Source organism: Nonomuraea sp. NPDC049625, from assembly GCF_040675285.1.
GTDB classification, from domain to species: domain Bacteria; phylum Actinomycetota; class Actinomycetes; order Streptosporangiales; family Streptosporangiaceae; genus Nonomuraea; species Nonomuraea angiospora_A.
This window is the reverse complement of the sequence record NZ_JBFAOQ010000009.1, coordinates 452,886-475,755: the sequence shown is the minus strand read 5'-3', so window position 1 is coordinate 475,755 and position 22,870 is coordinate 452,886. Positions and strand designations below refer to the sequence as shown.

Annotated in this window: 23 protein-coding genes and 1 pseudogene; 10 read left to right on the top strand and 14 right to left on the bottom strand. The window is 71.9% G+C overall.

Annotated features, from left to right (window positions below):
• Positions 1 to 10: 10 nt before the first annotated feature.
• The gene (locus tag AB0J87_RS36600; protein WP_363972841.1) at positions 11 to 589 is read right to left on the bottom strand and encodes a DUF4232 domain-containing protein; all 579 of its coding nucleotides are present in this window, start codon (positions 587 to 589) and stop codon (positions 11 to 13) included.
• A gap of 323 nt (positions 590 to 912) precedes the next feature.
• Here AB0J87_RS36600 and AB0J87_RS36595 point away from each other — a divergent pair, with 323 nt between their 5' ends.
• Positions 913 to 1,944 (top strand): LacI family DNA-binding transcriptional regulator, encoded by a 1,032-nt coding sequence (locus AB0J87_RS36595; protein WP_363972838.1) that lies wholly within the window; start codon positions 913 to 915, stop codon positions 1,942 to 1,944.
• Positions 1,945 to 2,124: 180 nt separating this feature from the next.
• Here AB0J87_RS36595 and AB0J87_RS36590 read toward each other — a convergent pair whose 3' ends face one another.
• The gene (locus tag AB0J87_RS36590; protein ID WP_363972835.1) at positions 2,125 to 3,693 is read right to left on the bottom strand and encodes a M28 family metallopeptidase; all 1,569 of its coding nucleotides are present in this window, start codon (positions 3,691 to 3,693) and stop codon (positions 2,125 to 2,127) included.
• A 216-nt stretch (positions 3,694 to 3,909) separates the two neighbouring features.
• On the opposite strand from AB0J87_RS36590, the gene AB0J87_RS36585 reads away from it, so the two are divergent.
• On the top strand, positions 3,910 to 5,415 hold the full coding sequence (locus AB0J87_RS36585; protein WP_363972832.1) for a phosphoesterase: 1,506 nt from the start codon (positions 3,910 to 3,912) through the stop codon (positions 5,413 to 5,415).
• Positions 5,416 to 5,524: 109 nt separating this feature from the next.
• Here the strand turns inward: AB0J87_RS36585 and AB0J87_RS36580 are convergent, their stop codons facing one another.
• The 4 genes from AB0J87_RS36580 to AB0J87_RS36565 all read right to left on the bottom strand — a co-directional run bounded on the left by AB0J87_RS36580 (position 5,525) and on the right by AB0J87_RS36565 (position 8,769).
• Positions 5,525 to 5,881, bottom strand: coding sequence for a BlaI/MecI/CopY family transcriptional regulator (locus AB0J87_RS36580; protein ID WP_363972829.1), 357 nt, complete (start codon positions 5,879 to 5,881; stop codon positions 5,525 to 5,527).
• A 45-nt stretch (positions 5,882 to 5,926) separates the two neighbouring features.
• Complete coding sequence (locus AB0J87_RS36575) at positions 5,927 to 7,192, bottom strand: MFS transporter (protein ID WP_363972826.1); 1,266 nt, start codon at positions 7,190 to 7,192, stop codon at positions 5,927 to 5,929.
• Positions 7,189 to 8,277: a PLP-dependent cysteine synthase family protein gene (locus AB0J87_RS36570; protein ID WP_363972823.1), complete on the bottom strand. Its 1,089-nt coding sequence runs from the start codon at positions 8,275 to 8,277 to the stop codon at positions 7,189 to 7,191. The genes AB0J87_RS36575 and AB0J87_RS36570 overlap by 4 nt, the downstream gene beginning before the upstream one ends.
• 93 nt (positions 8,278 to 8,370) lie before the next feature.
• Positions 8,371 to 8,769: a hypothetical protein gene (locus tag AB0J87_RS36565; RefSeq protein WP_363972820.1), complete on the bottom strand. Its 399-nt coding sequence runs from the start codon at positions 8,767 to 8,769 to the stop codon at positions 8,371 to 8,373.
• Between the two features lie 202 nt (positions 8,770 to 8,971).
• Here AB0J87_RS36565 and AB0J87_RS36560 point away from each other — a divergent pair, with 202 nt between their 5' ends.
• The gene (locus AB0J87_RS36560) at positions 8,972 to 10,249 is read left to right on the top strand and encodes an aminotransferase class V-fold PLP-dependent enzyme (protein WP_363972817.1); all 1,278 of its coding nucleotides are present in this window, start codon (positions 8,972 to 8,974) and stop codon (positions 10,247 to 10,249) included.
• Between the two features lie 159 nt (positions 10,250 to 10,408).
• Here the strand turns inward: AB0J87_RS36560 and AB0J87_RS36555 are convergent, their stop codons facing one another.
• Positions 10,409 to 11,260: an alpha/beta fold hydrolase gene (locus AB0J87_RS36555; RefSeq protein WP_363972814.1), complete on the bottom strand. Its 852-nt coding sequence runs from the start codon at positions 11,258 to 11,260 to the stop codon at positions 10,409 to 10,411.
• Positions 11,261 to 11,378: 118 nt separating this feature from the next.
• Here AB0J87_RS36555 and AB0J87_RS36550 point away from each other — a divergent pair, with 118 nt between their 5' ends.
• Positions 11,379 to 12,272: an NAD(P)-dependent oxidoreductase gene (locus AB0J87_RS36550; RefSeq protein WP_363972811.1), complete on the top strand. Its 894-nt coding sequence runs from the start codon at positions 11,379 to 11,381 to the stop codon at positions 12,270 to 12,272.
• A pseudogene (locus AB0J87_RS36545) lies at positions 12,256 to 12,579 on the top strand (GDSL-type esterase/lipase family protein); the annotation flags it as partial. The gene AB0J87_RS36550 and the pseudogene AB0J87_RS36545, both read left to right, overlap by 17 nt.
• A 108-nt stretch (positions 12,580 to 12,687) precedes the next feature.
• Here the strand turns inward: AB0J87_RS36545 and AB0J87_RS36540 are convergent.
• From AB0J87_RS36540 to AB0J87_RS36525, 4 genes are all read right to left on the bottom strand, one after another.
• Positions 12,688 to 13,695 (bottom strand): GDSL-type esterase/lipase family protein, encoded by a 1,008-nt coding sequence (locus tag AB0J87_RS36540; RefSeq protein ID WP_363972808.1) that lies wholly within the window; start codon positions 13,693 to 13,695, stop codon positions 12,688 to 12,690.
• 173 nt (positions 13,696 to 13,868) lie between these two features.
• Positions 13,869 to 14,645, bottom strand: a complete 777-nt coding sequence (locus AB0J87_RS36535) for a DNA-formamidopyrimidine glycosylase family protein (protein WP_363972805.1) — start codon at positions 14,643 to 14,645, stop codon at positions 13,869 to 13,871.
• Between the two features lie 34 nt (positions 14,646 to 14,679).
• A complete protein-coding gene (locus tag AB0J87_RS36530; protein WP_363972802.1) occupies positions 14,680 to 15,603 on the bottom strand; it encodes an NADP-dependent oxidoreductase in 924 nt (307 codons plus the stop codon).
• A gap of 5 nt (positions 15,604 to 15,608) precedes the next feature.
• On the bottom strand, positions 15,609 to 16,094 hold the full coding sequence (locus tag AB0J87_RS36525) for a luciferase family protein (protein ID WP_355197943.1): 486 nt from the start codon (positions 16,092 to 16,094) through the stop codon (positions 15,609 to 15,611).
• A 109-nt stretch (positions 16,095 to 16,203) separates the two neighbouring features.
• On the opposite strand from AB0J87_RS36525, the gene AB0J87_RS36520 reads away from it, so the two are divergent.
• The 5 genes from AB0J87_RS36520 (at position 16,204) to AB0J87_RS36500 (ending at position 20,391) form a co-directional block, all read left to right on the top strand.
• Positions 16,204 to 16,563 (top strand): helix-turn-helix domain-containing protein, encoded by a 360-nt coding sequence (locus AB0J87_RS36520; protein ID WP_350739470.1) that lies wholly within the window; start codon positions 16,204 to 16,206, stop codon positions 16,561 to 16,563.
• A 91-nt stretch (positions 16,564 to 16,654) separates the two neighbouring features.
• Positions 16,655 to 17,026, top strand: a complete 372-nt coding sequence (locus tag AB0J87_RS36515) for a metalloregulator ArsR/SmtB family transcription factor (RefSeq protein ID WP_363972798.1) — start codon at positions 16,655 to 16,657, stop codon at positions 17,024 to 17,026.
• Positions 17,023 to 17,700, top strand: a complete 678-nt coding sequence (locus AB0J87_RS36510; protein ID WP_350739464.1) for a cation transporter — start codon at positions 17,023 to 17,025, stop codon at positions 17,698 to 17,700. The genes AB0J87_RS36515 and AB0J87_RS36510 overlap by 4 nt, the downstream gene beginning before the upstream one ends.
• Before the next feature lie 92 nt (positions 17,701 to 17,792).
• Positions 17,793 to 18,257 (top strand): SPW repeat protein, encoded by a 465-nt coding sequence (locus AB0J87_RS36505; protein ID WP_350739461.1) that lies wholly within the window; start codon positions 17,793 to 17,795, stop codon positions 18,255 to 18,257.
• 178 nt (positions 18,258 to 18,435) lie between these two features.
• Entirely contained in the window at positions 18,436 to 20,391 is a 1,956-nt protein-coding gene (locus AB0J87_RS36500; protein ID WP_363972793.1) for an endo-1,3-alpha-glucanase family glycosylhydrolase, read from the top strand.
• A gap of 65 nt (positions 20,392 to 20,456) precedes the next feature.
• Here the strand turns inward: AB0J87_RS36500 and AB0J87_RS36495 are convergent, their stop codons facing one another.
• The 3 genes from AB0J87_RS36495 to AB0J87_RS36485 are packed head-to-tail and all read right to left on the bottom strand — an operon-like array spanning position 20,457 to position 22,847.
• Positions 20,457 to 21,686, bottom strand: a complete 1,230-nt coding sequence (locus AB0J87_RS36495) for a hypothetical protein (protein WP_363972790.1) — start codon at positions 21,684 to 21,686, stop codon at positions 20,457 to 20,459.
• Positions 21,683 to 22,348, bottom strand: coding sequence for an ABC transporter ATP-binding protein (locus AB0J87_RS36490; RefSeq protein WP_363972787.1), 666 nt, complete (start codon positions 22,346 to 22,348; stop codon positions 21,683 to 21,685). The genes AB0J87_RS36495 and AB0J87_RS36490 overlap by 4 nt, the downstream gene beginning before the upstream one ends.
• Positions 22,341 to 22,847 carry a PadR family transcriptional regulator gene (locus AB0J87_RS36485; protein WP_363972784.1) on the bottom strand — a complete coding sequence of 169 codons (507 nt, stop codon included), beginning with the start codon at positions 22,845 to 22,847 and terminating at the stop codon, positions 22,341 to 22,343. The genes AB0J87_RS36490 and AB0J87_RS36485 overlap by 8 nt, the downstream gene beginning before the upstream one ends.
• Positions 22,848 to 22,870 lie beyond the last annotated feature (23 nt).

The window sequence follows — 22,870 nt, the reverse complement described above, 5'->3', positions numbered from 1 at the left end:
GAACAGGCTGTCAGGCGCGCGCGCCCGGGGCGAGCGGCCGGACGTCGATCCGCCCGGAGTCGCACGCCATCGCCGTGAACGGGATCTCCAGGTGGGCCACCTCGTCCGGAGGGATGATCATCAGGCGGGCCGAGGTCGGGCATCGCTTCTCGGCTCCGGTCTGCACCATCACCCAGTGCAGCCGGGCGTGGGCGGAGGCCTTCGGCTTCAGCACCACCCGTTGGGGCCGGACGTTCTCCCTGCGCACCCGTGTACGCATGGCGTCGCCGTTGCCGTCGAACATGACCAGCCCGACGAAGCCGTACACCCAGCAGGTCTGGGCGGAGGTGTTGGTCAGCACCAGCGGCGCGTACACGTTTCCCGCCCCCGGATCCTGCCGCCCGAGGTGCGCCGAGAGGGCTTCGGTACGGCAGCGCCCCGGCGCCGACCCTTCTCCGCGGGCGGAGGCCGCCGCGAGGCCGACGTTCGTGGTCGCCGGGCCCTGCGCACTGACCGCGGTGGCCTCACCGGATGCCGGGAGGCCGCAGACGGCCAAGGTCAGCAGTGCGCTCGCCGTCATCGCCGATCCGGCACGTTTGAATCGCTGCATGCTCTGTTGGATGAGCCTCACGCGTGTTTTGTTGGCACGCCGTCACGGTGGTCGCTTGGAGCTTTCCTTAGCACCGCCAACGCCTCGGGCTACGACCTGGTGTACCTGAGCTTCACCGACCGGTCGCAGGCCGGCTCGGCGACCCACTGCTACCTGGACCGCACCCCGATCGGCACCGGCTACCGGGCCGCGCCGCAGAACCTGTGGTATCTCGTCTGCCCAGCTCCACCTGCTGACCCCACTGGGGAAGGAGGCCCGCGGTGCGGCGCGACCCGCCGCGCCGCACCCCCGGCCGGCCCACGTCGATGTCCTAAACTACGGCCATGATCGCCACCGGGGAGTCGTCCGGCGCACAGCCGCTGACATTGGCGGAGCTGGCCCGGCTCGCCGGTGTGTCCGCCGCGACCGTCTCCAAAGTGGTCAACGGCCGCTCCGCGGTGGCGCCCGAGACGCGCGCGCTGGTCGAGGGCCTCATCCGCGAGCACGGCTACCGCAGGCAGCGGCGGCGCGTCGACCCGGCCGCCGCGGTGGAGCTGGTCTTCCACGAACTCGCGGGCGAATACCCGACGGAGATCATCAGGGGAGTCGGGCAGGTGGCGCGCGAGCACCAGCTGACCGTGTCGGTCTCCGAGCTGCAGGGCAGCCACATCCCCGAGAGCGACTGGCTCGAAGGCGTGCTCAGCCACCGACCGACCGGCGTCATCGCGGTCTTCTCCGGCCTGACCGAGCTCCAGCGGGAGCGGCTGGCCCGCCGCGAGATCCCCCTCGTCCTCCTCGATCCGACCGGCGACCCCGGTCACCGGGTGCCGTCCGTGGGCGCGGGCAACTGGACCGGTGGGCTCTCGGCCACCCGGCACTTACTGGAGCTCGGACACCGCCGGATCGCCGTCATCACCGGTCCCGACCACGCCCTGTCGAGCCGGGCGCGGCTCGACGGCTACCGCGCCGCCCTGGACACCGAGCGCGTGCCCGTGGACCCGGAGCTGATCTGCCGGGGCGACTTCCAGATCGAGGACGGCCTGGCCTGCACCCATCGGCTGCTGCGCCTGCCCGACCCGCCCACCGCCATCTTCACCTGCAACGACGGCGAGGCCTTGGGCGTCTACCGCGCGGCTCACGAGCTCGGGCTGCGCATCCCGGACGACCTCAGCGTCGTGGGCTTCGACGACCTGCCCTCCATCCGCTGGGCCGTCCCGCCGCTGACCACGATCCGCCAGCCGCTCACCGAGATGGCGATCGCTGCCACCAGAATGGTCGTGGCACTCGCCCAGGGCACATCGCTGCCGCAGCACCGGGTCGAATTCGCCACCGAGCTCATCGTCCGCGGCAGCACCGCTCCGCCGAAGCGTCGGTGACGGTCGGCGCGGGGTGAAGGTCTTCAAGGTGGGCCACGGCCGCCGTCGCCGCGCTGCTGGCCGCGGCGGGCACCCAGGTACTGGGGGAGCTGTCACCGTGAAGCGGTTCGAACCGGCGACACCGTGAGGCGCCGCCCCCAGGTCGGCCTCGGTCGGCCTGGGGACGGCGCGCCCGTTCGCTCAGCCCTTCGACCGGCCCTGGAGGTCGGCGCCGGCGCTGGTGGCGGCGCGCTTGGTGGTGGCCGCCGCGCGGGTGTCGGGGCCGGGCAGGTCGGAGGTGAAGCCGTAGACGACGGTCGCCGTGGCGATGGCGCCGGTGTTCAGCGCGAGCGCCTTGTCGTTGATGTTGGCGATGGTGTCGCAGGCCTGGTGGTAGCAGGGGTCGTACGGTTCGCCGGCGGTGCCGCCGAACAGCGCGGCCTCTTCGGCGGTCTTGATGCCCTCGGCGCCGGTGAACAGGCCACCCGCCGGGATGCCGGTCGCGATGAACGGTCCGTAGTCGGAGCGGCCGTCGAAGTCGGTCCCGTTGTGGCCCTGGCGCAGCGTGTCGAAGTACTTCTCGAAGAGCTTCTCGATCTCGTCGGATCCGGGCGGGCCGGCGGGGGAGCCGACGGCGTCGCTGTTGTCACCGTCATAGATCTTGAACGCGTAGTTGGTGGAGGCGATCATGTCGTAGTTGAGGTACAGCTTGATCTTGGCCAGGTCGGCGGCCGGCAGGGTGTCCACGTAGTCGGTGGAGCCGAGCAGGCCCAGCTCTTCGGCGCTCCACCAGGCGAAGCGCAGCTTGTTGCGGGTGGGGACCTTGCCGAGCGCCTCGGCCACCGCGAGCGTCGCGGCGCTGCCGGAGCCGTCGTCGTTGATGCCCGGCCCGGCCGGTACGGAGTCGAGGTGGGCGCCGGACATGACGACCTTGTTCGGGTCGCCCCACTTGGAGTCGGCGATCACGTTGTGGGTGGTACGGATCTCGCTGATGGTGTCGGTCTTGAGATGCACCACGCTGGTGGCCGAGGCCAGTTCCTGGCCGACGGCGAAGCTGGCGCCCAGGACGGGGATCGACACGGGTTCGCCGAGGTTGCCGAGCAGGGTGTCGGTACGGCCGGGCTGGCCCTCGTTGAAGATGATCGCGGCGGCGGCTCCGGCGGCCTGGGCGTTCTGCGCCTTGACGACGAAGTTGCAGGTGCCGCGCTGGAGCAGGGCGATGTTGCCGGGCGTGAAGCCGGCGAAGTCGGAGGCCTCGCAGCCGGAGCTCGAGCTGCTGGGCGTCGGGCCGGGCGGCAGGACCAGGTCGACGTTCTGCAGGGTCCCGGTCACCTCACCGGAGCCGGAGTAGCTCATGGTGGCGAACTCGCCGACGGAGGAGCCGTCAGGCGGGGTCGGGGCGAAGACCCGCGGGTTGGGGGAGGTCCGCTCCAGCAGGGCGGTCGACTTCTCCTCGAAGAAGGCGAAGTCGAACGGCTGCACCGTCACGGTGTAGCCGGCCTTCTTGAGCTTGCTGACGACGTAGTCGCGCGAGGCCGCGTGCCCGCTCGTGCCGGCCGCCCGGTTGCCGCCGTTGGCGTTGGCGATCGTCTGCAGGGCCTGCAGGTGCTTCTTGACGGCGGGCGCGGTGATGGAGTCGATCAGCTTCTTCTGCGCCGCGTTCGGTCCCGGGTCCGCCTGCGCCGCGGCGGGGACGAGCGAGAGGGGTAAGGCGAGCGCCGCTGCCATGGTGAGGACGCGGTACGCACCTCGGCGCGAGGTGATGCGCATATGAGCTCCTTTGACTCGCAGGAATCGGTGCATTCTGCCCGAATCGGCGGCATAGGAGAACGTAGACCGCCAAACCCGCCCTCGGGAAGACCCGAATCGCACAGCCGCCGGTCTCCGACTGTTCTTCTCGAGGCCGGGGATCCGTTGATGGCGCGTCACGTGTGATGGATGGACTCGTGCGGACATATAGCGCCCTTTTGAGAGGAACTATCCTCGATGTCCGCTTCTCCAGAGAACGAGCTCGTGACACGACGGCGGTTGCTCGCCGTCACCGGCGGACTGGTCGGCGCGGTCGCCGTCGGCGGCCTGACCGGTCCGGCCTGGGCCGACGACCGGCGCCCCGGCGGGAGCCGCCGGCGCTGGCTGCCCGGCGACCACCATGTGCACAGCGAGTTCAGCGTGGGGTACGACAACTCCACCACCCCGCCCAAGCCGATCATCGGCGGGGACGCCATCTACCCGTTGTCGGTCAACGCCACGCACGCGCAGCAGTTCGGGCTCGCCTGGATCGTGTCGACCGACCACGGTGGCCCGCTGCACTCCAAGCTGGACGCGGAGCAGAGGTACCCGAGCCTCCTGGAGGCGCGCCGGTCCGTGCCGCGGGTGCTGCAGTTCTACGGCATGGAGCTGGACACGCCCGCGGCCGACCACTCCAGCCTGATCATCCCGAAGGTGTCCTCCGAGCGCGACATCCTGTTCCAGCTGGAGAGCCGCTTCTCCAAGCGTGACCCGTTCCCCGCGGACCCGACGTTCGACACCGAGCAGAAGATGCTGGAGGCGCTGCGCGTGATGCGGCAGCTCCCGCACAAGCCGCTGCTGTTCGCGAACCACCCCGCCCGCTCCGCCTCCGGGCTGGGCGTCTACGGCCAGGACACCCCGGCGGAGTTCCGCAACTGGAACGACACCGCGCCGGAGATCGCGCACGGCTTCGAGGGCGCCCCCGGCCACCAGGCCGGCACGCTCAGGAAGGACGGCAGCATCGACCCGGACGGCGAGCGCGGCGGCTACGGCAACTACCCCACGATGGGTGGTTTCGACCAGATGACCGCCCGGCTCGGCGGCCTGTGGGACTCGCTGCTCGGCGAGGGGCGCCGCTGGTGGATCACCTCCACGTCCGATTCCCACCGGCACTACAGCGACGGCGGCAGCGACTTCTGGCCGGGCGAGTACTCCAAGACGTACGTGCACGCGGGCTGGGACTACGCCGACATCCTCGACGGTCTGCGCAGCGGCCGGATCTTCGTCGTCATCGGCGACCTGATCGACCAGCTCGACCTCACGGTCTCCCGCGCCGGCCAGGCGCAGGGCCAGGCCGAGGGCAACACCGTCAGCGTCGGCGAGACCCTCACGCTGCGCGGCAACGACCGTGACGCCGAGGTCGAGGTCCGCTTCCGCGTGCCGCGTACCGCCAACGCCAAGGGCGAGCGCCCGCAGGTGAAGCGGGTCGACATCATCACCGGCCGGGTCACCGGCCCGGCCAAGGACCGCTCCTCCGACACCAACCCCACCACCAAGGTCGAGGCCCGCTACGGCGCCGGCCAGTGGCGGCGCGACGGTGACGAGATCGTCGTCCGTCACACGGTGCGCGACATCGACGGCCCCATGTACGTCCGCGTCCGCGGCACCAACACCGACGAGCTCGAGCCCCAGCCCGACCCGAAGGGTTCCGACCCGTGGGCCGACCTGTGGTTCTACTCCAACCCGGTGTTCATCGAGCGCTGACGCCAAGCTGGGATGACCGGGCGCGGCGCGGCGCCCGGTCATCCCGCCACCGTCCTCGACCCCCGTCGTCAGAGGGTGACGCAGACCGGAGGCGCGACCAGTCAGACGATCACGGCGCGGATCCGTCCCGCTCGCCCAGCGCCTCCCGCAAGGCGGCGGCCACCTCCGGCGTCACCGTGCCGACGAAGCGCTGCACGGCCGCCGAGACGTCGCCCGCCTCGTCCAGCGCGGCCCGCATGGCCTCGGCGACGAACGCGTCCTTGCCGGCGGTGGCCTTGTAGAGGTGCGCCCGGCCGACGCGCTCGCGGGAGACCATGCCCTTGTGGGAAAGCCGCATCAGGACGGTCAGCACCGTCGTGGTGGCCGGCCGCGACGGCAGGCGGGCCGCGAGGACGTGGGCGAACATGCCGTCCGGATGCTCCCACAGAGCTTCCATGACCGATCGCTCCAGGTTGCCCAGCCGCACCGTCGCCCCCTGCCGTGTCCTGCGCCGGCTAGCAGATTACCGCCCCTATGCCGCCTGTGGCCGGTCGCCGAGCACGGCGGTCCGGCCGCCGGGGGAGAGCCGGCCGCGCCGGTCCAGCCGCCGGACGGCCGCGGCGGAGGCCAGCCCCGCGATGGCCAGGAGCAGCCACGGCAGGCCGGCCCACCCCGTGGAGCGGGCCGTGTCGACCAGAGCGCCGGCCACGAGGTTGCCGGCCAGGATCCCCAGCCCGGACAGCAGGTTGTACAGCCCGTAATAGGTGCCGATCAGCCGATCTCCCGCCATGTCGGCGATGGTGGCCATCTCGAACGGGAAGGCGACCAGCGTGCCCAGGGTGAGCAGGAGCACGCACATCACGACGGGCACCATCGCCCACACCGGCGCGAGAGCCGGCTGGGCGAGCGCCGCGGGCGGCAGGAAGGCGACCCCCATGAGCGCCAGGCCGCGGCTGATCGCCTGGCCGCGCGTCCACCGGGCCGAGCTCCAGGCGGTCAGGCGGACCTGGCCGGCGATGCCGAGCAGCGCCGAGAGGGCGTACAGGGCCATCACCCCCGCCTCGCCGCCGCCGAGGCGCTGCACCTCGAGCGGCAGGGCCAGATACATCTGGTACGACAGCGCGTACGAGGCGATCATCGCCGCGGCGAAGGACACGAACGCCCGGTCTCCGAACGCCCGCCGCCACTCCCGCAGCACCGGCTGCCGCTCCTCCGGCACGGGAGCACGCCGGGCCGGAAGGCACAGCCCTTGAAGGACGGTCAGCACCGCGAAGATCGCCGCGGCGGACAGGCACACGGCGGTGAACCCCGTGTGCAGCAGGGCGAGGCCGGCCAGCGGGCCCAGCAGGATGCCGCCCTGGTAGAAGACGTTGAACACGGCGAAGGCGGCGACCTTGCGCTCCCCGGCCGCGCAGGCCAGATAGGCCCGTGCGGCCGGGTTGAACAGCGCGCCCGCGAAGCCCGTCACGGCGGCGGCCAGGACCAGCAGGGGCAGCGAGGTGGTCAGCCCGAACAGGGCGAATCCGACGGTCCGCAGCGCGCACCCGAGCATGATCATCGGCTTGTGGCCGAGCCGGTCGGCCAGGGTGCCGCCGATCAGGAACATGCCTTGCTGGCTCATGTTCCGCAGGCCCAGGATCAGCCCGATCGTCCAGGCGGCCAGGCCGGCGCCGGCCGAGAGGTGCTGGGCGAGGTAGGGCATGAGCATGTAGAAGCCGAGGTTGATGCCCGCCTGGTTGATCTGCAGGAGCTGGACCGGCCGGTCGAAGGAGCGGAACTGCCGCAGCGTGTCCCTCATCGCCGGCCTGCCAGGGGGTCCGTCACGGTGGCGCAGCGCGTCCAGCGGTGCACCTCCCGCTCGGCCGGCTCGCGCAGGAGGTCGGGCTCCTCGGCCGGGACCGTGTCGAGCAGGCCGTTGACGTGGCAGTAGTCGTCGTCGAAGATGCTGTTCCAGTAGCGCCACGGCCCGTCGGGGAAGACCGCCACGACGGTCTGGTCAGGCGCGGTGCGGGCCAGCCAGCGGGCCACCAGGGTGACCGCGCCCGTGCTCCAGCCGCCCGAGACGTAGTGACCGGCGGCCAGGGCTCGGCAGGCCCAGACCGCTTCGGCCGGGCTGACCCAGTGCACCTCGCTGAAGGCGTCGTAGGCGACGTTGCGGGGATGGATGCTGGAGCCGAGCCCGCGCATCAGGCGGGGCCGGGCGGGCTGGCCGAAGATGGTCGAGCCGACGGTGTCGACGCCGACCAGCTTCAGCCGGGGGAAATGGCGGCGGAGCACGCCGTGGATGCCGGCGCTGTGCCCGCCGGTGCCGACGGAGCACACCAGCGTGTCGATGTGCGGCAACCGGCCCAGCAACTCGTGGGCGAGCCCCGCGTAGGCGTCGGCGTTGTCCGGGTTGTTGTACTGGTCGGGGCAGTAGGAGCCGGCAATGTCGGCCAGCAGGCGCCGCACCCGTTCCCGGCGGGCCTCCTGCCAGCCGCCGGCCGGGTGCGGCTCGCGGACGATCTCGAGGCGTACGCCGTAGGAGGAGAGCAGCCGGCACATGAGCGGCTCCATGCCGGGGTCGCCCACCAGCACGACCGGATGGCCGAAGACGATCCCGGCCAGGGCCAGGCCGAGCCCCAGGGTGCCGCTGGTGGACTCGATGATCGTGGCCCCCGGCCGGAGGTCCCCTCGGGCCCTGGCCTGGCGCACCATGTGCAGGGCCGGCCGGTCCTTGATGCCGCCCGGATTGAACCCTTCCAGCTTGGCCCAGAACCCTCCTCCCGGTACGAACGGCTCGGAGATGAATGCCAGCGGCGTATTGCCGACGGCGAGGGAAAGCGACGAGAAACCGGTGGGCGGCGTCTTCTGCGGACGCGCAAAAGTAGCTTGTGATGACATTGGTGAAATCCCCGAAGTGAATGGCGCAATTCGCGGCATGACCGAATGGCCGCGAATCCGGACGGACATGGACGGCTGATGGACGTCGCGGTCCTATATGCGCATCACGCTGAGATTTTCCAGATACGGCGCGGCGGTCCCGGCGGCGCGCGCCGGGACCGCCGTGGCCGCCGCGGCGGCCTGCGCCGACGGGACGGACGAGGCCGTGGACATCGCCGCGAAGATCGGCGTGTCGGCCGGGTTGGTCGCCGAGCAGTCCTGCTCGGTGCCGTGCTGGTGGCGCGGCGGCAGCTCGCGGTGCAGGCATCGCGCGCTGTAGACGGCGGTGTTCTTCAGATCGACGCTGTGGGCGACCGGCTCCGACAGCTCCACGGCCGCGCACGCGCCGCCATGGGCGAACACCACGCCGATGAGCAGCACGAGCGCGAGCACCGCATGCGCCGCCGGCCGGCCGGGCGGACGGCGGGAACGGGTGGTCCGTGTCGTGAGCATCACCGGTGATAATGCCCGCGAGGCCGCCGGCCGCGCCCGGAGAATTCAAAGATTCCGGTAAAGCCGTAAGGCGCTTTATGGAGAGTGCGGGACAATCCGCCGCACCTGCTGCCGACACGGGGAAATGAACCCGCAGTTTGCCGCGACCGACGCCACACTGGGGATTCGCGTGTCCCATTGATGCCAGGTGGTGAAGCCGTCCATGACCGTGTCGAGACGCCGGGTCGTCGCCGGACTCGGTGCGCTGGCCGCCGCTCCGGTCGCCGCCGGACCGCCGGCCGTCCGGCGCGGCGTCACCGCCGAGCGGCTGGCCCGGGACGAGGATTTCTGGGCCGCCGTCGCCCGCCGGTTCCGGGTGAGCCCGGACTTCGTCAACCTGGAGAACGGCTACTACGGCGTCATGCCGGAGCCCGTACGGCAGGCGTACCACCGCAACGTGGACCTGCTCAACGAGCAGAACTCGCACCTGCTGCGCACCACGTACAAGGCCGGCGCCGACAAGATCCGCGATCGCCTCGCGGGCATGCTCGGCGTCACCAGGGACGAGATCGCGCTCACCCGGGGCGGCACCGAGGCCCTGCAGAACCTGATCTCCGGCTACCGCCTCCTGCGTCCCGGAGATCAGGTGATGTACGCCGACCTGGACTATCACAGCGGCCAGTACGCCATGAACTGGCTGAAGGACCGGCGTGGAGCCGAGGTCGCGCGGATCGTCATGCCCGAGCCCGCGACCTGCCAGGCGGTGCTGGACACCTACGAGCGCGCCCTGCGCGAGCACCCGAAGACGAAGCTGCTCCTGCTCAGCCACATGAACAACCGCACCGGCCTGGTCACGCCGGTGCGCCGGATCGTCTCCATGGCTCGCGACCGGGGCGTCGACGTGATCGTGGACGCCGCGCACTCCTGGGGGCAGCTCGACTTCACCCTCCCCGACCTCGACGCCGACTTCGCCGTCTTCTCGCTGCACAAGTGGATGGGCGCGCCGCTGGGCGCCGGGTTCCTCTACGTCCGCGAGCAGCGCCTGGGCGACATCGACCCGCTCTACGCCGACGAGACCTACACCGCCGCCGACATCCGCTCGCGCGTCCACTCCGGCACCATGAACGTCGCGCCCTTCCTCACCGTCGACGCCGCCCTGGACTTCCACGACGCCCTCGGGGCGCAGGTGAAGCAGGCCCGGCTGCGGTTCCTGCGCGACCGCTGGGTGCGCCCGCTCCGCGACGTCCCGAACGTGGAGATCCTCACCCCGGACGAGCCCGGCATGTACGGCGCCATCACCGCCTTCCGCCTGCGCGGGCTCACCACGGAGGCCGGCAACATCGCCATCGCCGACCGCCTGATGCGCGACCATCGGATCTTCACCGTCGCCCGGACGGGCATGGCGGGCGGTGGCGGCGTCCGCGTCACGCCTGCCCTGTTCACGTCTGCGGCTGACATCGACCGGCTCGCGGCCGCACTGCGCGACCTCCGCGCACCCTGACCTGCCGGCCCGCCTGTCCGATCCGAACCGGCTCGCCGGACGGCGGCCTGTGCGACGGCCGGAGGCGTCGGACGCGCCGTTTCGAGGACGCGCCGTTACGAGGACCCGCCGTTTCGAGGGCTCGCCGTTACGAGGACCCGCCGTTTCGAGGGCTCGCCGTTACGAGGAGCGGCCTGACGGCTTCCGCCGGCCCTGGGCGAGGATCAGGCCGGCCACGCCGGCGGGGTCGTCGGACATGGGGACATGCCCGCTGCCGGCCAGCCTGACGTGGCGGGCGGCGGGGAGCAGCCTCCGCGCCCGGCGGGCCTGGCCGCCGATGAGCAGCAGGTCCCGGGTGCCCCAGGCGATCGTGATCGCCTCCTGATCGATGCCGCGGCCGCTGCCGAAGAGGTAGTGCCTGCTGTACGGCAGGATCGCCCGCACCCCCGGGGCGTCGGCGAAGGCGCGCATGGTGCGCAGGGTCTCGTCCGCGCTGAGCCGGAGCGGGTGGGCGAAGTACAGGCCCATCATCGTGGCGCGTACCACGCTGCGGCGCACCAGCGCGGGCAGCAGCGGGGCGAGCAGGCGGGCCAGGCCACGGGAGCCGCGCAACGCCGCCACGACGTAGGCGACCTCCAGGCGCGACCAGAAGCCGATCGGCGCCAGCGCGACCACGCCTCGGGCCCGGCCCCGGCGCGCCAGTTCCAGCGCGATCGCGCCGCCCAGGGAATTGCCGGCGATCAGCGGGGAATCGAGGTGGAGCTCGTCCAGCAGGCGTTCCACGCGATCGGTCAGCTCGATGACCCCGAGGGGGCCGCCGCCGTGGGAAAGCGGCGAGCCGCCGTGGCCGGGAAGGTCGGCCAGCACGAGCTCATGGTGAGGCGTCAGCCGATCCGTCACCGGATCCCAGCCGTGGCGGTCGTGCCCGATGCCGTGCAACAGCACCACCGGCGGCCCTTCCCCTCGCCGTTCGAAGGCGAGCTGTCCCGCGTGGCCGGTCGTCATGGCGCCCTCCTGGAATATGTTCGGCACCGTTCGAGGATCATAACCTGAACATTGATGTTCAAGTTAGCGTGCGGGCTGCCGGGAAGGGTAGCCGGATACGGATCCTCGTCCTGAACCGGGCACGACAAGATAGAAAGGCGACCTCATGGCCGACAACCTCACCGTGAGCGTTCTGGGCACCGGGATCATGGGGGCCGCGATGGCCCGCAACCTCGCCCGCGCGGGCCACGCCGTCCGCGCCTGGAATCGCTCCAAGGACAAGGCCGAACCGCTGGCCGCCGAGGGGGTGCACGTCGCCGGCACCCCCGCCGACGCCGTGCGCGACGCCGACGTCGTCCTCACCATGCTCTACGACGGTGCCGCCGTGCTGGAGGTGATGCGGCAGGCCGCGCCCGCCCTGCGCCCCGGCGCCGCCTGGGTGCAGTCGACCACCGCGGGCCTCGACGCCATCGGCGAGATGGCCGCCTTCGCCCGCGAGCACGGGCTGGTCTTCTACGACGCGCCCGTCCTCGGCACCCGCCAGCCCGCGGAGGCCGGGCAGCTGCTCGTCCTGGCGGCGGGACCCGGTGAGGGCCGGCAGAGCGTGACACCGGTGTTCGACGCCGTCGGCGCCCGCACCGTGTGGACCGGCGAGGACGGCGCGGCCGCCGGCGCCACCCGGCTCAAGCTCGTGGCCAACAGCTGGGTCCTCGCCGCCACCAACGCGGCCGGCGAGGTCCTGGCCCTGGCCAAGGCGCTCGGCGTGGACCCGCAGAGCTTCTTCGACGCCATCGAGGGCGGCCCTCTGGACATGGGTTACCTGCGCGTCAAGACCGGCCTGGTGCTGGAGGGCCGCCTCACGCCGCCCAGCTTCGCGGTCACCACCGCCGCCAAGGACGCCCACCTGATCGTCGAGGCGGGGGAGCAGCACGGCGTCCGCCTCGACGTCGCCGCCGCGGGGGCCGCGCGCTTCGACCGCGCCGCCGCCCAGGGCCACGGCGACGAGGACATGGCCGCCGCCTACTACGCCAGCTTCGACGACGATTCCGCTACCGCCTGAGCGTCCCCGACCACCGGGCCCGTGCGTTCCCGCGGCGGCGGCCGGGCGCTTCGCCACCGTCGGCGACAGCCTGGCGGCGGGCACCGGCGACCCGAGCCCCGGATGCGCCGGCCTGGGGTGGCCCGATCGCGTCGCGGACGTGCTGCGCCGGATCCATCCCGATCTGGCCTACCTGAAGGCCGCCGAAGTCGGCGCGACCGCCTCGCGGACGGTGCGGACGCAGCTGGACCGGCTCGGCGAGTTCGGCCCCGACCTGGTCCACGTGTCCTGCGGGGCGAACGACCTGTTCAGGCCCGACCCCGACTACGCGGCCGTCGAGACCTCGACGGGGCGGGCGTTCGAGCCGGGCAGGCGGTGCTGGCCGCCGAGATCGTCAAGGGCCTCGCCCGCCTGCTCGGAGCGCAGGCGCCGTTCCTCAGAGCCTGGCGCTGATGATCGGCGCCAGGCGATCGGCGATGACCACGTGGCCGCTGTCGTTCGGGTGGACGTTGTCGGACATGTTGGCGCTGGTCAGCCAGCCCTCGGTGGGGACGTAGTAGACCTTGGCGTCGCCCGCGGAGTTGCGGGCGGTGACCGCGGCCCGGGTCTGCGTGGCGTACCGCTTCGTGAAGGTCTCCAGCGCGAAGATCGCCGCCCCGGGGTAGGCCGCCCGCACCTCCTGCAGCAGGTGGGTGTAGGACGCCTGGAAAGTGGTGGTGCTCACGCCGTGCCCCACGTCGTTGGTGCCCAAGTTGATCACGACCGCGTTGGCCTGGTAGCGGGAGAAGTTCCAGTCCGGGGTGGCGGCGTTGGGGTTGAGCTTGGGGAAGCGCGCCTCCAGGCCGACGCAGCCGTCCGCGGTCGCCACCAGGCAGGCGCCGCCCTGGGCGATCTGGGTGTGCCGGGCCCCGAGGCGCTCGCCGATGAGCCAGCCGTACGCGGTCAGGGCGTTCTTGGAGGTGGTCGTGCCGACGGTGATGGAGTCGCCGACGAACTCGATCAGCTTGGACGGGGGCGCGATCGCGTACGTCGTGGCCCCGGGGTCGAGCACGAGGCCCTGGAAGACGGCGTCACCGTGGTAGGACCCGGCGACGACCCGGTAGGAGACGCGTAAGGTGTGGTTCCCCGCGGCCAGGGGCGTGGGGGTGAGGTTGACCGAGCCGCGTACGTTCTGGATGTAGACCCACGCGCCGCCGTCGACGCTGTAGTACAGGTCGATGGTGTTGCGCTGGTTCAGCCTGACCGTTCTGCCGGTGAAACCGGTGGTGAGGTAGGCGCCCGCCCAGTACGGCACGTACGCGGTGGAGGCGGTGGTGTCCCACCGCCCGGTGAAGGAGATGTTGGCGTCGGTGGGGGAGCCGTCGCCCGTCGCCGCCTCGGCCCGCGGCGTGACCGCTGTGACCAGGGCGATGACGAGCGTGCTGAGCAGCAGCCGTGTCCTCATCGGAGTCCGATCCTGGGGGCGACGATGGGTGCGAGCCGGTCGGCGACCGTGATGGCCGGCAGAGGGCTTGCGCACCAGTGGACTCTCGGTCATGAACGACCGTCAACGAGATCGTTCGCGCGGCGCGTTTCCGGGCAGGTCAGTGGCGCGTACCCGGTGAAAGGTTCATGCCTTCAGAGAGGCTGGCAGACCGGGCACCAGACGGTCGTACGGCCGGCGATCCGGCAGCGGGACAGGGGTGTGCCGCAGCGCGGGCAGGGACCGCCGGGCTCGTCGCGCGCGCCGGTCAGCCAGGTGTCACGTGCGGGCACGCATCCGGCCTTGATCGACACGCGCAGGACCCGGCGCATCGCCCCGTACAAGGCGGCGCGTGCGGCCTCGTCCAGAGCTGCCACGGCACGCCGGGGATCGACGCCGGCGTGCCAGCAGATCTCGTCGGCGAGCAGGTTGCCCAGGCCGGCGAGGAACGTTTGGTCGATCAGCGCCGGCTTGAGCCGTCCCCGGCGACCCGACAGCAGCCTGGCGAAACACGCGTACGACACCTCGCGCGCGTCCGGGCCGAGGCCGCCGAGCACCCGCTCGGCCTGGGCCTCGTCGGCGGCGAGGCGGATGCCCTGGAGTTTGCGCATGTCCCGGTAGCGCAGCTCCCCGTCGTCGAACTGCCAGACGACCCGGTCATGCCGGTGCCACGGCTCCTCGGGGGAGTGCCAGGACAGCGAGCCGGTCATGCCGAAGTGCAGCATCAGCACCGGCCCGCCGGCGGGCGCGATCAGCCACTTGCCGTGCCGCCGCGGCCGCTCGAACCGGTGTCCGCGCAGCGCGGCGGCCAGCCGCCGGGCGCCGATGCCGCGCAGGACCCCCGGGTCGCGAACGCGCACGGCCCTGATCGGCTCGCCGGTGTGCTCCGACAGCACCTGGCGGAAGCCCTCCACGTCGGGGAGTTCCGGCATGGGGAAACCCTGCCCACCAGGGCCGCCTACTTGCTCAGATCGTGACGGCGAGCTTGCCGACGGTGCCGGCGGTGAAGTCGGAGACCGCGCGCGGCGCCTCGGCCAGCGGGTAGGCGCGGGCCACCGGCACGCGCAGGCGTCCCTCGGCCGCGTCGGCGGCGAGCCGGGCCAGGGTGTCCGGGTTCGGGTCGGCCATCACCGCCGTGGCCTTGAGGTCGCGGCCGGGTTCGTCGGGCACGTAGTGCAGGGTGGAGGCCAGCCGCCCGCCGTCGGCCAGCAGGGCGGCGACCGCCGGGCCGTCGCCCGCCAGGTGCAGCGCGGCGTCGACCCCGCCCGGCGCGATCGCGCCCACCTGCGCGGGCAGATCGGCGTGGTCGACGGCCCAGGTGGCGCCCAGTCCCGTGACGAAGGCGGCTTCGGCTCCGGGCCTGGCGGTGGCGATCACCCTGGCGCCGCGCGCGGCGGCCAGCTGGATGGCGAACGCGCCAACGCCGCCGGTCGCGCCCGAGATCAGGACGGTCTCGCCCGGTGCCGGGGCGACGGCGTCGACGGCGTCGATCGCGGCGGTCCCGGCCAGCCCCAGCACGCCCGCGCGGGTGTGGCCGAGCCCTTCGGGGATCCTGGCCAGGCCGTACTGCTCGCTCACCACCACGTATTCGGCGAAGCCGCCCTGGCCCAGAGTCGGGCGCATGACCACGCCGAACACGTCCGCACCCGGCGTCAGGCCGGTCACGCCCTCCCCGACGGCCGCCACGGTGCCGGCGAAGTCCTTGCCGAGCACGACCGGGAACTCGTAGTCGTACACGCCCTTGAGATAGCCGCCCAGCACGCCCAGGTCGAAACCGTTGACCGAGGAGGCCAGCACCCGGACCAGCACCTCGCCGGGACCCGGTTCCGGCACGGGCAGGTCGGCGGCGGCCAGGTCGGCGCCGAAGCCGGTGAAAGCCATGGCACGCATGATGATCACTCCGTTTCCGTGGAAGCTGTGGTGGCCTGCCGCCAGGAGGCGCGCAGGACGGCGCGGGCGACGGCCAGTTCGGCCTCGTCGCGCGGGGCGTAAAGCATCACGATCGTGTCGGGCCACTCGGGGCGCCGGCTGATCGGATGCGGCTCGATCCACCCGGCCCGTTCGAGCGGATCGATGAGCGGCGCGGGCACCGTGAGGTGCAGGAAACCCGAGCGGTGGATGTGGCCGAACTCGTCACGGCTGGGGTGCAGGAACGCCGCCCACGGCCCGGCGGGCTCGCGCAGCCGCAGCGCGAGTGAAGCGGGCTCGGACACCTGGCTGGGGCCGGTGAACACGCCCGCCAGCGCCTGCGCCTCCGCCACCAGGGCGGCCCTGATACGCGGCGGGGAGAACTGGTCGAGCTGGTCGTGCGGGATCTCCAGACCCGTGGTCCGCGGACGAGGGCCGGGCCGGAGTGGGGGATCGGTCAAGTCGATGCTCATCACAACAGCACTTTCTGTGCGCTGGTTACTTCTTGTGCGCGCATCGAGTCTGATTCAGAATGCCGTCATGACGGAAGAAGGCACTTTGACCCGCGTTAGGCACACCGATGTGCGTGAGACGGTCGGCGAGCACCACCCGTCCTGCCAGTTGCGCGACATCCTCGACCGCGTCGGGGACAAATGGAGCGTGCTGGTGATGGACCTGCTCGGCGGCGGCCCCAAGCGCTACTCCGAGCTGCAGCGCGCCATCGAGGGCATCTCCCAGCGCATGCTCACCCTCACCCTGCGCAGCCTGGAGCGGGACGGGCTGGTGGAGCGCACCGTCACCCCCACCTCACCGCCCCGGGTGGACTACGACCTGACCCCGGTCGGCCGGACGCTGTCGTCCCAGGTGGCCGGGCTCATCGAATGGGCCGAGCGGCACCGCGAGTACGTGGCCGCCGCCCGCGTGCGCTACGACGCGTCCTGACCGGGCCCTGCGCCGCGCGCTGACGGGTGCCGCGGCCGGACCGCCGGGTCACCTGATGGCAGCGATCGCTCATCCGCGTTATCATCGCCATATGGCGATTGATTACGACGGTGGCCGCTGTGTCAGTACCGACATCGCCGCCGGGGTCCCTCCGGCGGCGGCGCTGTTCCACTCGCTGGCCGACGAGACCCGGCTGCGCATCGTGCAGCGCCTGGCCAGGGGCGAGGCGCGAGTGGTGGACCTGACGGCCGAGCTCGGGCTGGCCCAGTCCACGGTCTCCAAGCACCTGGCCTGCCTGCGCGACTGCGACCTGGTGGACTACCGGGCCGAAGGCCGCCAGTCGTTCTACTCCCTGACCCGGCCCGAGCTGATGGACCTGCTGGCCTCCGCCGAGCAGCTGCTGGCCGCCACGGGCCACGCGGTCACCCTGCGCCCCGCCCCGGTGGGGGAGGCCGGGTCGTGACCGCACAGAACCTGGGCCCGGCGCCGGCCCGGCGCGCCGTGCTCCGGCGCCGGATCCGGCTGCTGGTCGCCGCCACCATCACCTACAACGTGATCGAGGCCGTCGTCGCCATCACCGCGGGGACCATCGCCTCCTCCACGGCGCTCATCGGTTTCGGGCTGGACTCGGTCGTCGAGGTCGCCTCCGCCGCCGCGGTGGCCTGGCAGTTCTCCGCCGCCGACCACGAACGCCGCGAGCGGGCCGCGCTGCGCGTCATCGCGATCTCCTTCTTCGCCCTGGCCGCCTACGTCACCGTCGACGCCGTACGCGCCCTGCTCGGCGCGGGGGAGGCCGGACACTCCACCCCGGGTCTGATCCTGGCCGCCCTGTCCCTGGCCGTCATGCCGTTCCTGTCGTACGCCCAGCGCCGCGCCGGTCGTGAGCTGGGCTCGGCCTCGGCGGTGGCCGACTCCAAGCAGACCCTGCTGTGCACCTACCTGTCGGGGGTGCTCCTGGCCGGGCTCGCGCTCAACAGCGCCTTCGGCTGGTCCTGGGCCGACCCGATCGCCGCCCTGGTCATCGCCGCGGTCGCGGTCAAGGAAGGGCGCGACGCCTGGCGCGGAGACGCCTGCTGCGCCGTGCCCGCCGGCGCCGAGCCGGACGGCTGCGCCGACGGTTGCTGCTCGCCGTCATAGGCGCGGCAAGCGATTTGGAGAAATGTTGACCCTGGTGGGCGCGTTGGCGTGACCGTGGGGGAAGGGGTTACGTATTCAAACCTCCACGCGGTATGGGGAAGGTGGTGTGGGACATGGCTGATAGTCCACTCCATCCGAAACTCGACATGGGTCAGCACCCGGACATAGCGGCCCTGCGAGCTCAATACGACATGGCTGCGCAGAGCCCGTCGGGGCAGTCCGTCAGCGGACTGACATTCCTGAGCGGTCTCTATCTCGCCATCTCGCCATGGGTGGTGGGATTCTTCGGGCGCTCGACCCTGACCGTCAACAATCTGATCACCGGTATCGCCCTGGCGCTGCTGGCGGCCGGGATAGCCTCGGCGTACGGCAGGATCCACGGGCTGGCATTTGTCGTACCGGTCATCGGAGTGTGGACGATCATCGCCCCGTGGGTGCTGCCGCCGCACACAGCCAGCGCCGGCACGATCATCAACAACGTCATCACGGGGATCGTCATCGTCGCATGCGGCCTGGCCTGCGTCATGCTGGGCTCGATGTCCCTACGTCGGCGTTGACGCCTCCGGGCGGACCGCCGGTCCGTACCGAGAAGCGGCACGCCGCCGACTGCGTCCCGTCTCCTGGAGGAGAAGGGGACGCAGTCGACTGTCCGGCACCTGTGAGTTATCCGAAAAGTGTGGATCCGACGCTTGAGCATGATCCATCCTTGGCCGTACCGTAAGGCAAGGGAGTTTCATGGCCAACCGATATCGGACGTTATTGGGGGCGGCGGCGGGCGTCGCCATGCTGGCGACAGCCGCTGTGGCCCCCGCGCAGGCGTCCGCCGTCGCCCCCGTCAGCGTGACGTTCGCCGCGGCGGAGGACGTGTTCGTCAGCCAGGCCGAGCCGGCCAAGAGCTTCGCGACCGCGACCTGGGTGAGCGTCTGCGGCACCGCGTGCGGCGGCGCCACCGCGGGGCAGCGCGCCGCCCTGACCCGCTTCAAGGTGACCGGCATCCCGCAGGACGCCGAGGACGTCAAGGTCACGCTGGACGTGGTCTCGGCCAGAACGACCGACACCACCGTCTCCGTCCGTCCGGTGACGGGCGCCTGGACGGAGGCCGCCACCACCTGGAACACCCGTCCGGCGCTGAGCGCGCCGGTCATCGGCTCGCACACCGGCTTCACCGCCGGCGCGACGGCCAAGCTGGACGTCTCGTCGGCCGTCAAGGGCGACGGCACGTACGCGTTCGCCCTCACCGGGACCGATGCCACCACGACCGTCCTGATGTCCTCGCGCGAGAGCGGGGACCGGGGGCCGAAACTCACGGTCACCTATACGGAGGGCACCGGGGGAGAGCAGACCGGCGGGCCGCTGCCCTTCACCCTGGCGGGCACCGCGGCGCTGCGGGCCTCGGCCAAGAAGGTGTTCGCGCACTACTTCAGCCCCTATCCGATCTCCCTCGACAACCAGGCTCCGGCCGGCGACTACTACGCCAGGAACTACCTCAAGCCGGACGGCGAGAGCGGCAAGCACGCCGCCTACGGTGGGTTGCTGCGCGACCGGCCGCTGGGACGCGACCCGATCACGGGCGACTACGCGCTGGCCGACCTCAAGACCGAGGTGCGGCAGGCCATCGCCGCGGGCCTGGACGGCTTCACCGTCGACATCCTCTCCGTGACCAGCGCGCAGTGGACGCGGGTGCAGAACCTCGTCAAGGCGGCCGAGGCCGTGGACCCCGGCTTCAAGATCGTGCTCATGCCGGACATGAACGGCCTGTCCTCGGTGGACAGCGCCGCCTTCGCCACCGCCATGGCCAAGCTGGCCGCCTCGAAGTCGGTCTACCGGCTCGCCGACGACCGCCTCGTCGTCGCGCCGTTCAAGGCCGAAGGCCGCACCGCCGCCTGGTGGTCGGACTGGATGAAGACCATGGAGACGCAGCACGGCATCAAGGTCGCCCTGGTGCCCACGTTCGTCGACTTCAACAAGCACCGCGACGCCTTCGCCTCCATCAGCTACGGCTTCTCGAACTGGGGCAGCCGCAGCCCCGCGGCCAACGCCGCTCTGACGACGAACATCGACCGCGCGCACGGCATGGGCAAGATCTGGATGCAGCCGGTGTCCGTCCAGGACGAGCGTCCCAACCAGAGCATCTTCGACGAGGCGGGCAACACCGAGAACCTGCGGGCCACCTGGAAGGGGGCCATCGACGGCAAGGCGGAGTGGGTGCAGCTCACCACCTGGAACGACTACTCGGAGAACACCCAGTTCGCCCCTTCCAGGAACGCCGGCTGGACTTATCTCGACATCAGCGCCTATTACCTGACCTGCTACAAGCTCGGCTGCCCGAAGATCACCAACGACACGGCGTACCTGACCCACCGGGTCCAGCCGGTCGCGGCCGATCCGTCGTACGCGCAGACCAAGCTCATGAAGCTGCGTGACGGCAGCACCGCGGCCCGCGACACCGTCGAGGTGCTCACCATGCTGACCGCGGCGGGCAAGGTGTCGGTCACGATCGGCGGCACGACGCAGACCTACGACGCGCCCGCCGGGGTGTCCGCCAAGACGTTCCCGCTGAAGGCGGGCACCGCTTCGGCCTCGGTCACCAGGAGCTCGGCCGTGGTGGCGAAGGTGGTCTCGCCGTACGCGATCAGCGCGACGCCGTACGTGCAGGACCTGCACTACCGCGCGGCCTCCAGCGAACGCTGACGCGGCGCGCCGGATCCCCGGGCCGGGTGCCCGGGGATCCGGCGGTTCCACGGCCGGCGCCTCTCTCAGGCGCGCAGCCTCTCCAGGCGGAGCGTGTCGCGCAGCAGCGGGCGGGCCGCCAGGGCCACGAGCACCGCGGTGAGAACCCCGATGCCCGCCATGGCCACGGCCCTGCCGACCGCCCAGCCGAGCCACCCCACCTGGTAGTAGTCGGCGAGGGGCAGGATCACCACCACGGTTCCCCCGACCGCCGCCACGACGCAGATCGGCAGCGCGGCGATGACCGCCTGCCGTACGAGGACCCCGCCCAGCGCCCGCTCCGGCACCCCGGAGGCGGCCAGCGCGGCGAACGAGCGGCGATGATCGAGCAGCTCCTCGGCCTGGTGCACCACGAGGGCGGCCGCCGACGTCACCAGGGCCACCAGGAGCGCGGCGTCGACGAGCGCATGGGCGTGGTGGTAGCCGATGCCCGCCTGCTGGGCCCCGGCGGCCGCGCCGAAGAACACCGTCAGGCCCACCACGGACAGGGCTCTGGCCCGGGCCCTCGGGTCCGCCTCGACCAGCCGCGCGGCCAGCAGCATCTCGGGCGAGCCGGCCCGCCGGGCGGCGCGGCGCGCGTACACCCTGATCACCCAGGTCGTGGCCAGCGTCACCCCGAACAGCATGAGCACCATCCCGGCCGTGATGGCCACGGTCGCCCCGTACACCCCACCGGGCAGGGAGCGCCCTTTCGTCACGTATCCGAGAAAGAAGAGGCAGGAACCGGCCACGAAGCGGTACAGGTCCGCCGCTCTCGGCCCCCGCAGGCGTGAACGGCGGACCAGGCCCAGCGGTGAGGCGATGACGTTCCGGCCGGCGCGCGCCCCTGACAGGGCTCCGCCCAGTGCCATCACGGCCACGACCACCGGCACCTGGGTCAGCGGCCCGGAGAGATGGGTGACCACGTAGACCGCGGCTCCGGCCAGGGAGCCGGTCAGCGCCTGCCCGCCGCCTTCCAGAGCGCCGAGCAGGCGCACGTCGTCCGGCGTGGCGCCGGCCAGCCGCAGGCCGGCCAGCCGTCGTTCCCTGGTGGCCGTGCCCAGCCGGTTGGACTGGTGCACCAGGCCGGCGACCGGCAGGGCCAGCAGGGCCAGGGCCAGCCCGATCAGCGAGCCGCCGTCGTCCTGGAAATCGGCCAGGCTGACGGCCGTGCAGACCAGGAACGTCGCCAGCCCCGTGCCGGCGGCGACCAGCCAGGCGCGGGCCCGCTCGGCTCGCGACCGTCCCCTGTTCAGCATGCGCAGGACGGTGATCATTGGCTGATCTCCGTCAGCAGGGCCCCGTCGCGCAGGGCGAGCTCGCGGTCGGCGTAGGCCGCCACCCGGTTGTCGTGGGTGACCAGGACCACGGCGGTGCCGCCGGCGCGGGCCGCGCCCAGCAGCGCGCTCATCACCTGCTCTCCGCCGAGGGTGTCCAGCGCTCCGGTGGGTTCGTCGGCGAAGACCACGCGCGGGCCGGTCACCAGCGCCCGCGCGACGGCCACCCGTTGCAGCTGGCCCCCGGACAGCTCGCCGGGCCGCTGGTCGGCGCAGCCGGACACCTCCAGCCGGGCCAGCAGGTCGGCCGCGGCGGTCATCGACTCCTGCCGGCCGTGCCGGTTGAACAGCATCGGTAACGCGACGTTCTCCGCCGCCGTGAGCTCGGGCACCAGCTCCCCGAACTGGAAGACCACGCCGAAGCTCTCGCGGCGCAGCTTGGTCAGCGCCGCCTCGGCCAGCGTGTCGATCCGCCTGCCGTCCAGGACGACCTCGCCGGACTCCGGGCGGATGATCCCGGCCAGGCAGTGCAGCAGGGTCGACTTGCCCGATCCGCTCGGCCCGGTGACCGCGAGGATCTCGCCCTCCGCGAGCCGGAGGGAGACGCCTGTCAGCGCCCTGGTCCTGCCGTACGACTTCACCAGGCCTCTGGCCTCAAGCATCGTTGTCCCCCTTCAGCCGCGACAGTGCGGTCTCGATCCAGCGCAGGTCGGCGTCGAGGTGCTGGAGCGCGAAGTCGGCCGCCAGCACCTGGGCGGGCGGGCCGGCCGCCTTCTCGGCGGTCAGCTCCCGCATGCGGGCCAGATGCGCCTCGCGCTGCCGCAGCAGATAGCCGTCGGCGTCTCGTCCCGCGACGGCGACCCGGGCGAACAGCGAGCTGGCGACATACGGCGCCGGCGGCTCCACGGTGTTCAGCCACCGGGCCAGCTCCTCCCGGCCGCTGCCGGTGATCGCGTACATGGTCCGCTCGGGGCCGCCCTCCTGCTGCGTCTCCGCCACCTCGGCGAAGCCGTCGCGTTCCAGCCGCTGCAACGTGGCGTAGACCTGCCCGTAGGCCAGCGGCCTGGCGCCGGCCAGGCGATGATCGTGCTCCTTCTTGAGCTCGTAGCCGTGTTTCGGGCGCTCCGCGAGCAGCCCGAGCATCACATGAGCCGTGGACATGATCGCAACTATACATTCAATGA

Coding starts and splice junctions, on each gene's coding strand:
- AB0J87_RS36570 (WP_363972823.1), bottom strand. CDS start 8,277: ATGTCATCACAAGCTACTTTTGCGCGTCCGCAGAAGACGCCGCCCACC.
- AB0J87_RS36495 (WP_363972790.1), bottom strand. CDS start 21,686: ATGATCACCGTCCTGCGCATGCTGAACAGGGGACGGTCGCGAGCCGAG.
- AB0J87_RS36595 (WP_363972838.1), top strand. CDS start 913: ATGATCGCCACCGGGGAGTCGTCCGGCGCACAGCCGCTGACATTGGCG.
- AB0J87_RS36600 (WP_363972841.1), bottom strand. CDS start 589: ATGCAGCGATTCAAACGTGCCGGATCGGCGATGACGGCGAGCGCACTG.
- AB0J87_RS36500 (WP_363972793.1), top strand. CDS start 18,436: ATGGCCAACCGATATCGGACGTTATTGGGGGCGGCGGCGGGCGTCGCC.
- AB0J87_RS36560 (WP_363972817.1), top strand. CDS start 8,972: ATGACCGTGTCGAGACGCCGGGTCGTCGCCGGACTCGGTGCGCTGGCC.
- AB0J87_RS36515 (WP_363972798.1), top strand. CDS start 16,655: ATGGCGATTGATTACGACGGTGGCCGCTGTGTCAGTACCGACATCGCC.
- AB0J87_RS36550 (WP_363972811.1), top strand. CDS start 11,379: ATGGCCGACAACCTCACCGTGAGCGTTCTGGGCACCGGGATCATGGGG.
- AB0J87_RS36575 (WP_363972826.1), bottom strand. CDS start 7,192: ATGAGGGACACGCTGCGGCAGTTCCGCTCCTTCGACCGGCCGGTCCAG.
- AB0J87_RS36540 (WP_363972808.1), bottom strand. CDS start 13,695: ATGAGGACACGGCTGCTGCTCAGCACGCTCGTCATCGCCCTGGTCACA.
- AB0J87_RS36590 (WP_363972835.1), bottom strand. CDS start 3,693: ATGCGCATCACCTCGCGCCGAGGTGCGTACCGCGTCCTCACCATGGCA.
- AB0J87_RS36585 (WP_363972832.1), top strand. CDS start 3,910: ATGTCCGCTTCTCCAGAGAACGAGCTCGTGACACGACGGCGGTTGCTC.
- AB0J87_RS36530 (WP_363972802.1), bottom strand. CDS start 15,603: ATGCGTGCCATGGCTTTCACCGGCTTCGGCGCCGACCTGGCCGCCGCC.
- AB0J87_RS36525 (WP_355197943.1), bottom strand. CDS start 16,094: ATGAGCATCGACTTGACCGATCCCCCACTCCGGCCCGGCCCTCGTCCG.
- AB0J87_RS36535 (WP_363972805.1), bottom strand. CDS start 14,645: ATGCCGGAACTCCCCGACGTGGAGGGCTTCCGCCAGGTGCTGTCGGAG.
- AB0J87_RS36565 (WP_363972820.1), bottom strand. CDS start 8,769: ATGCTCACGACACGGACCACCCGTTCCCGCCGTCCGCCCGGCCGGCCG.
- AB0J87_RS36485 (WP_363972784.1), bottom strand. CDS start 22,847: ATGTCCACGGCTCATGTGATGCTCGGGCTGCTCGCGGAGCGCCCGAAA.
- AB0J87_RS36505 (WP_350739461.1), top strand. CDS start 17,793: ATGGGGAAGGTGGTGTGGGACATGGCTGATAGTCCACTCCATCCGAAA.
- AB0J87_RS36490 (WP_363972787.1), bottom strand. CDS start 22,348: ATGCTTGAGGCCAGAGGCCTGGTGAAGTCGTACGGCAGGACCAGGGCG.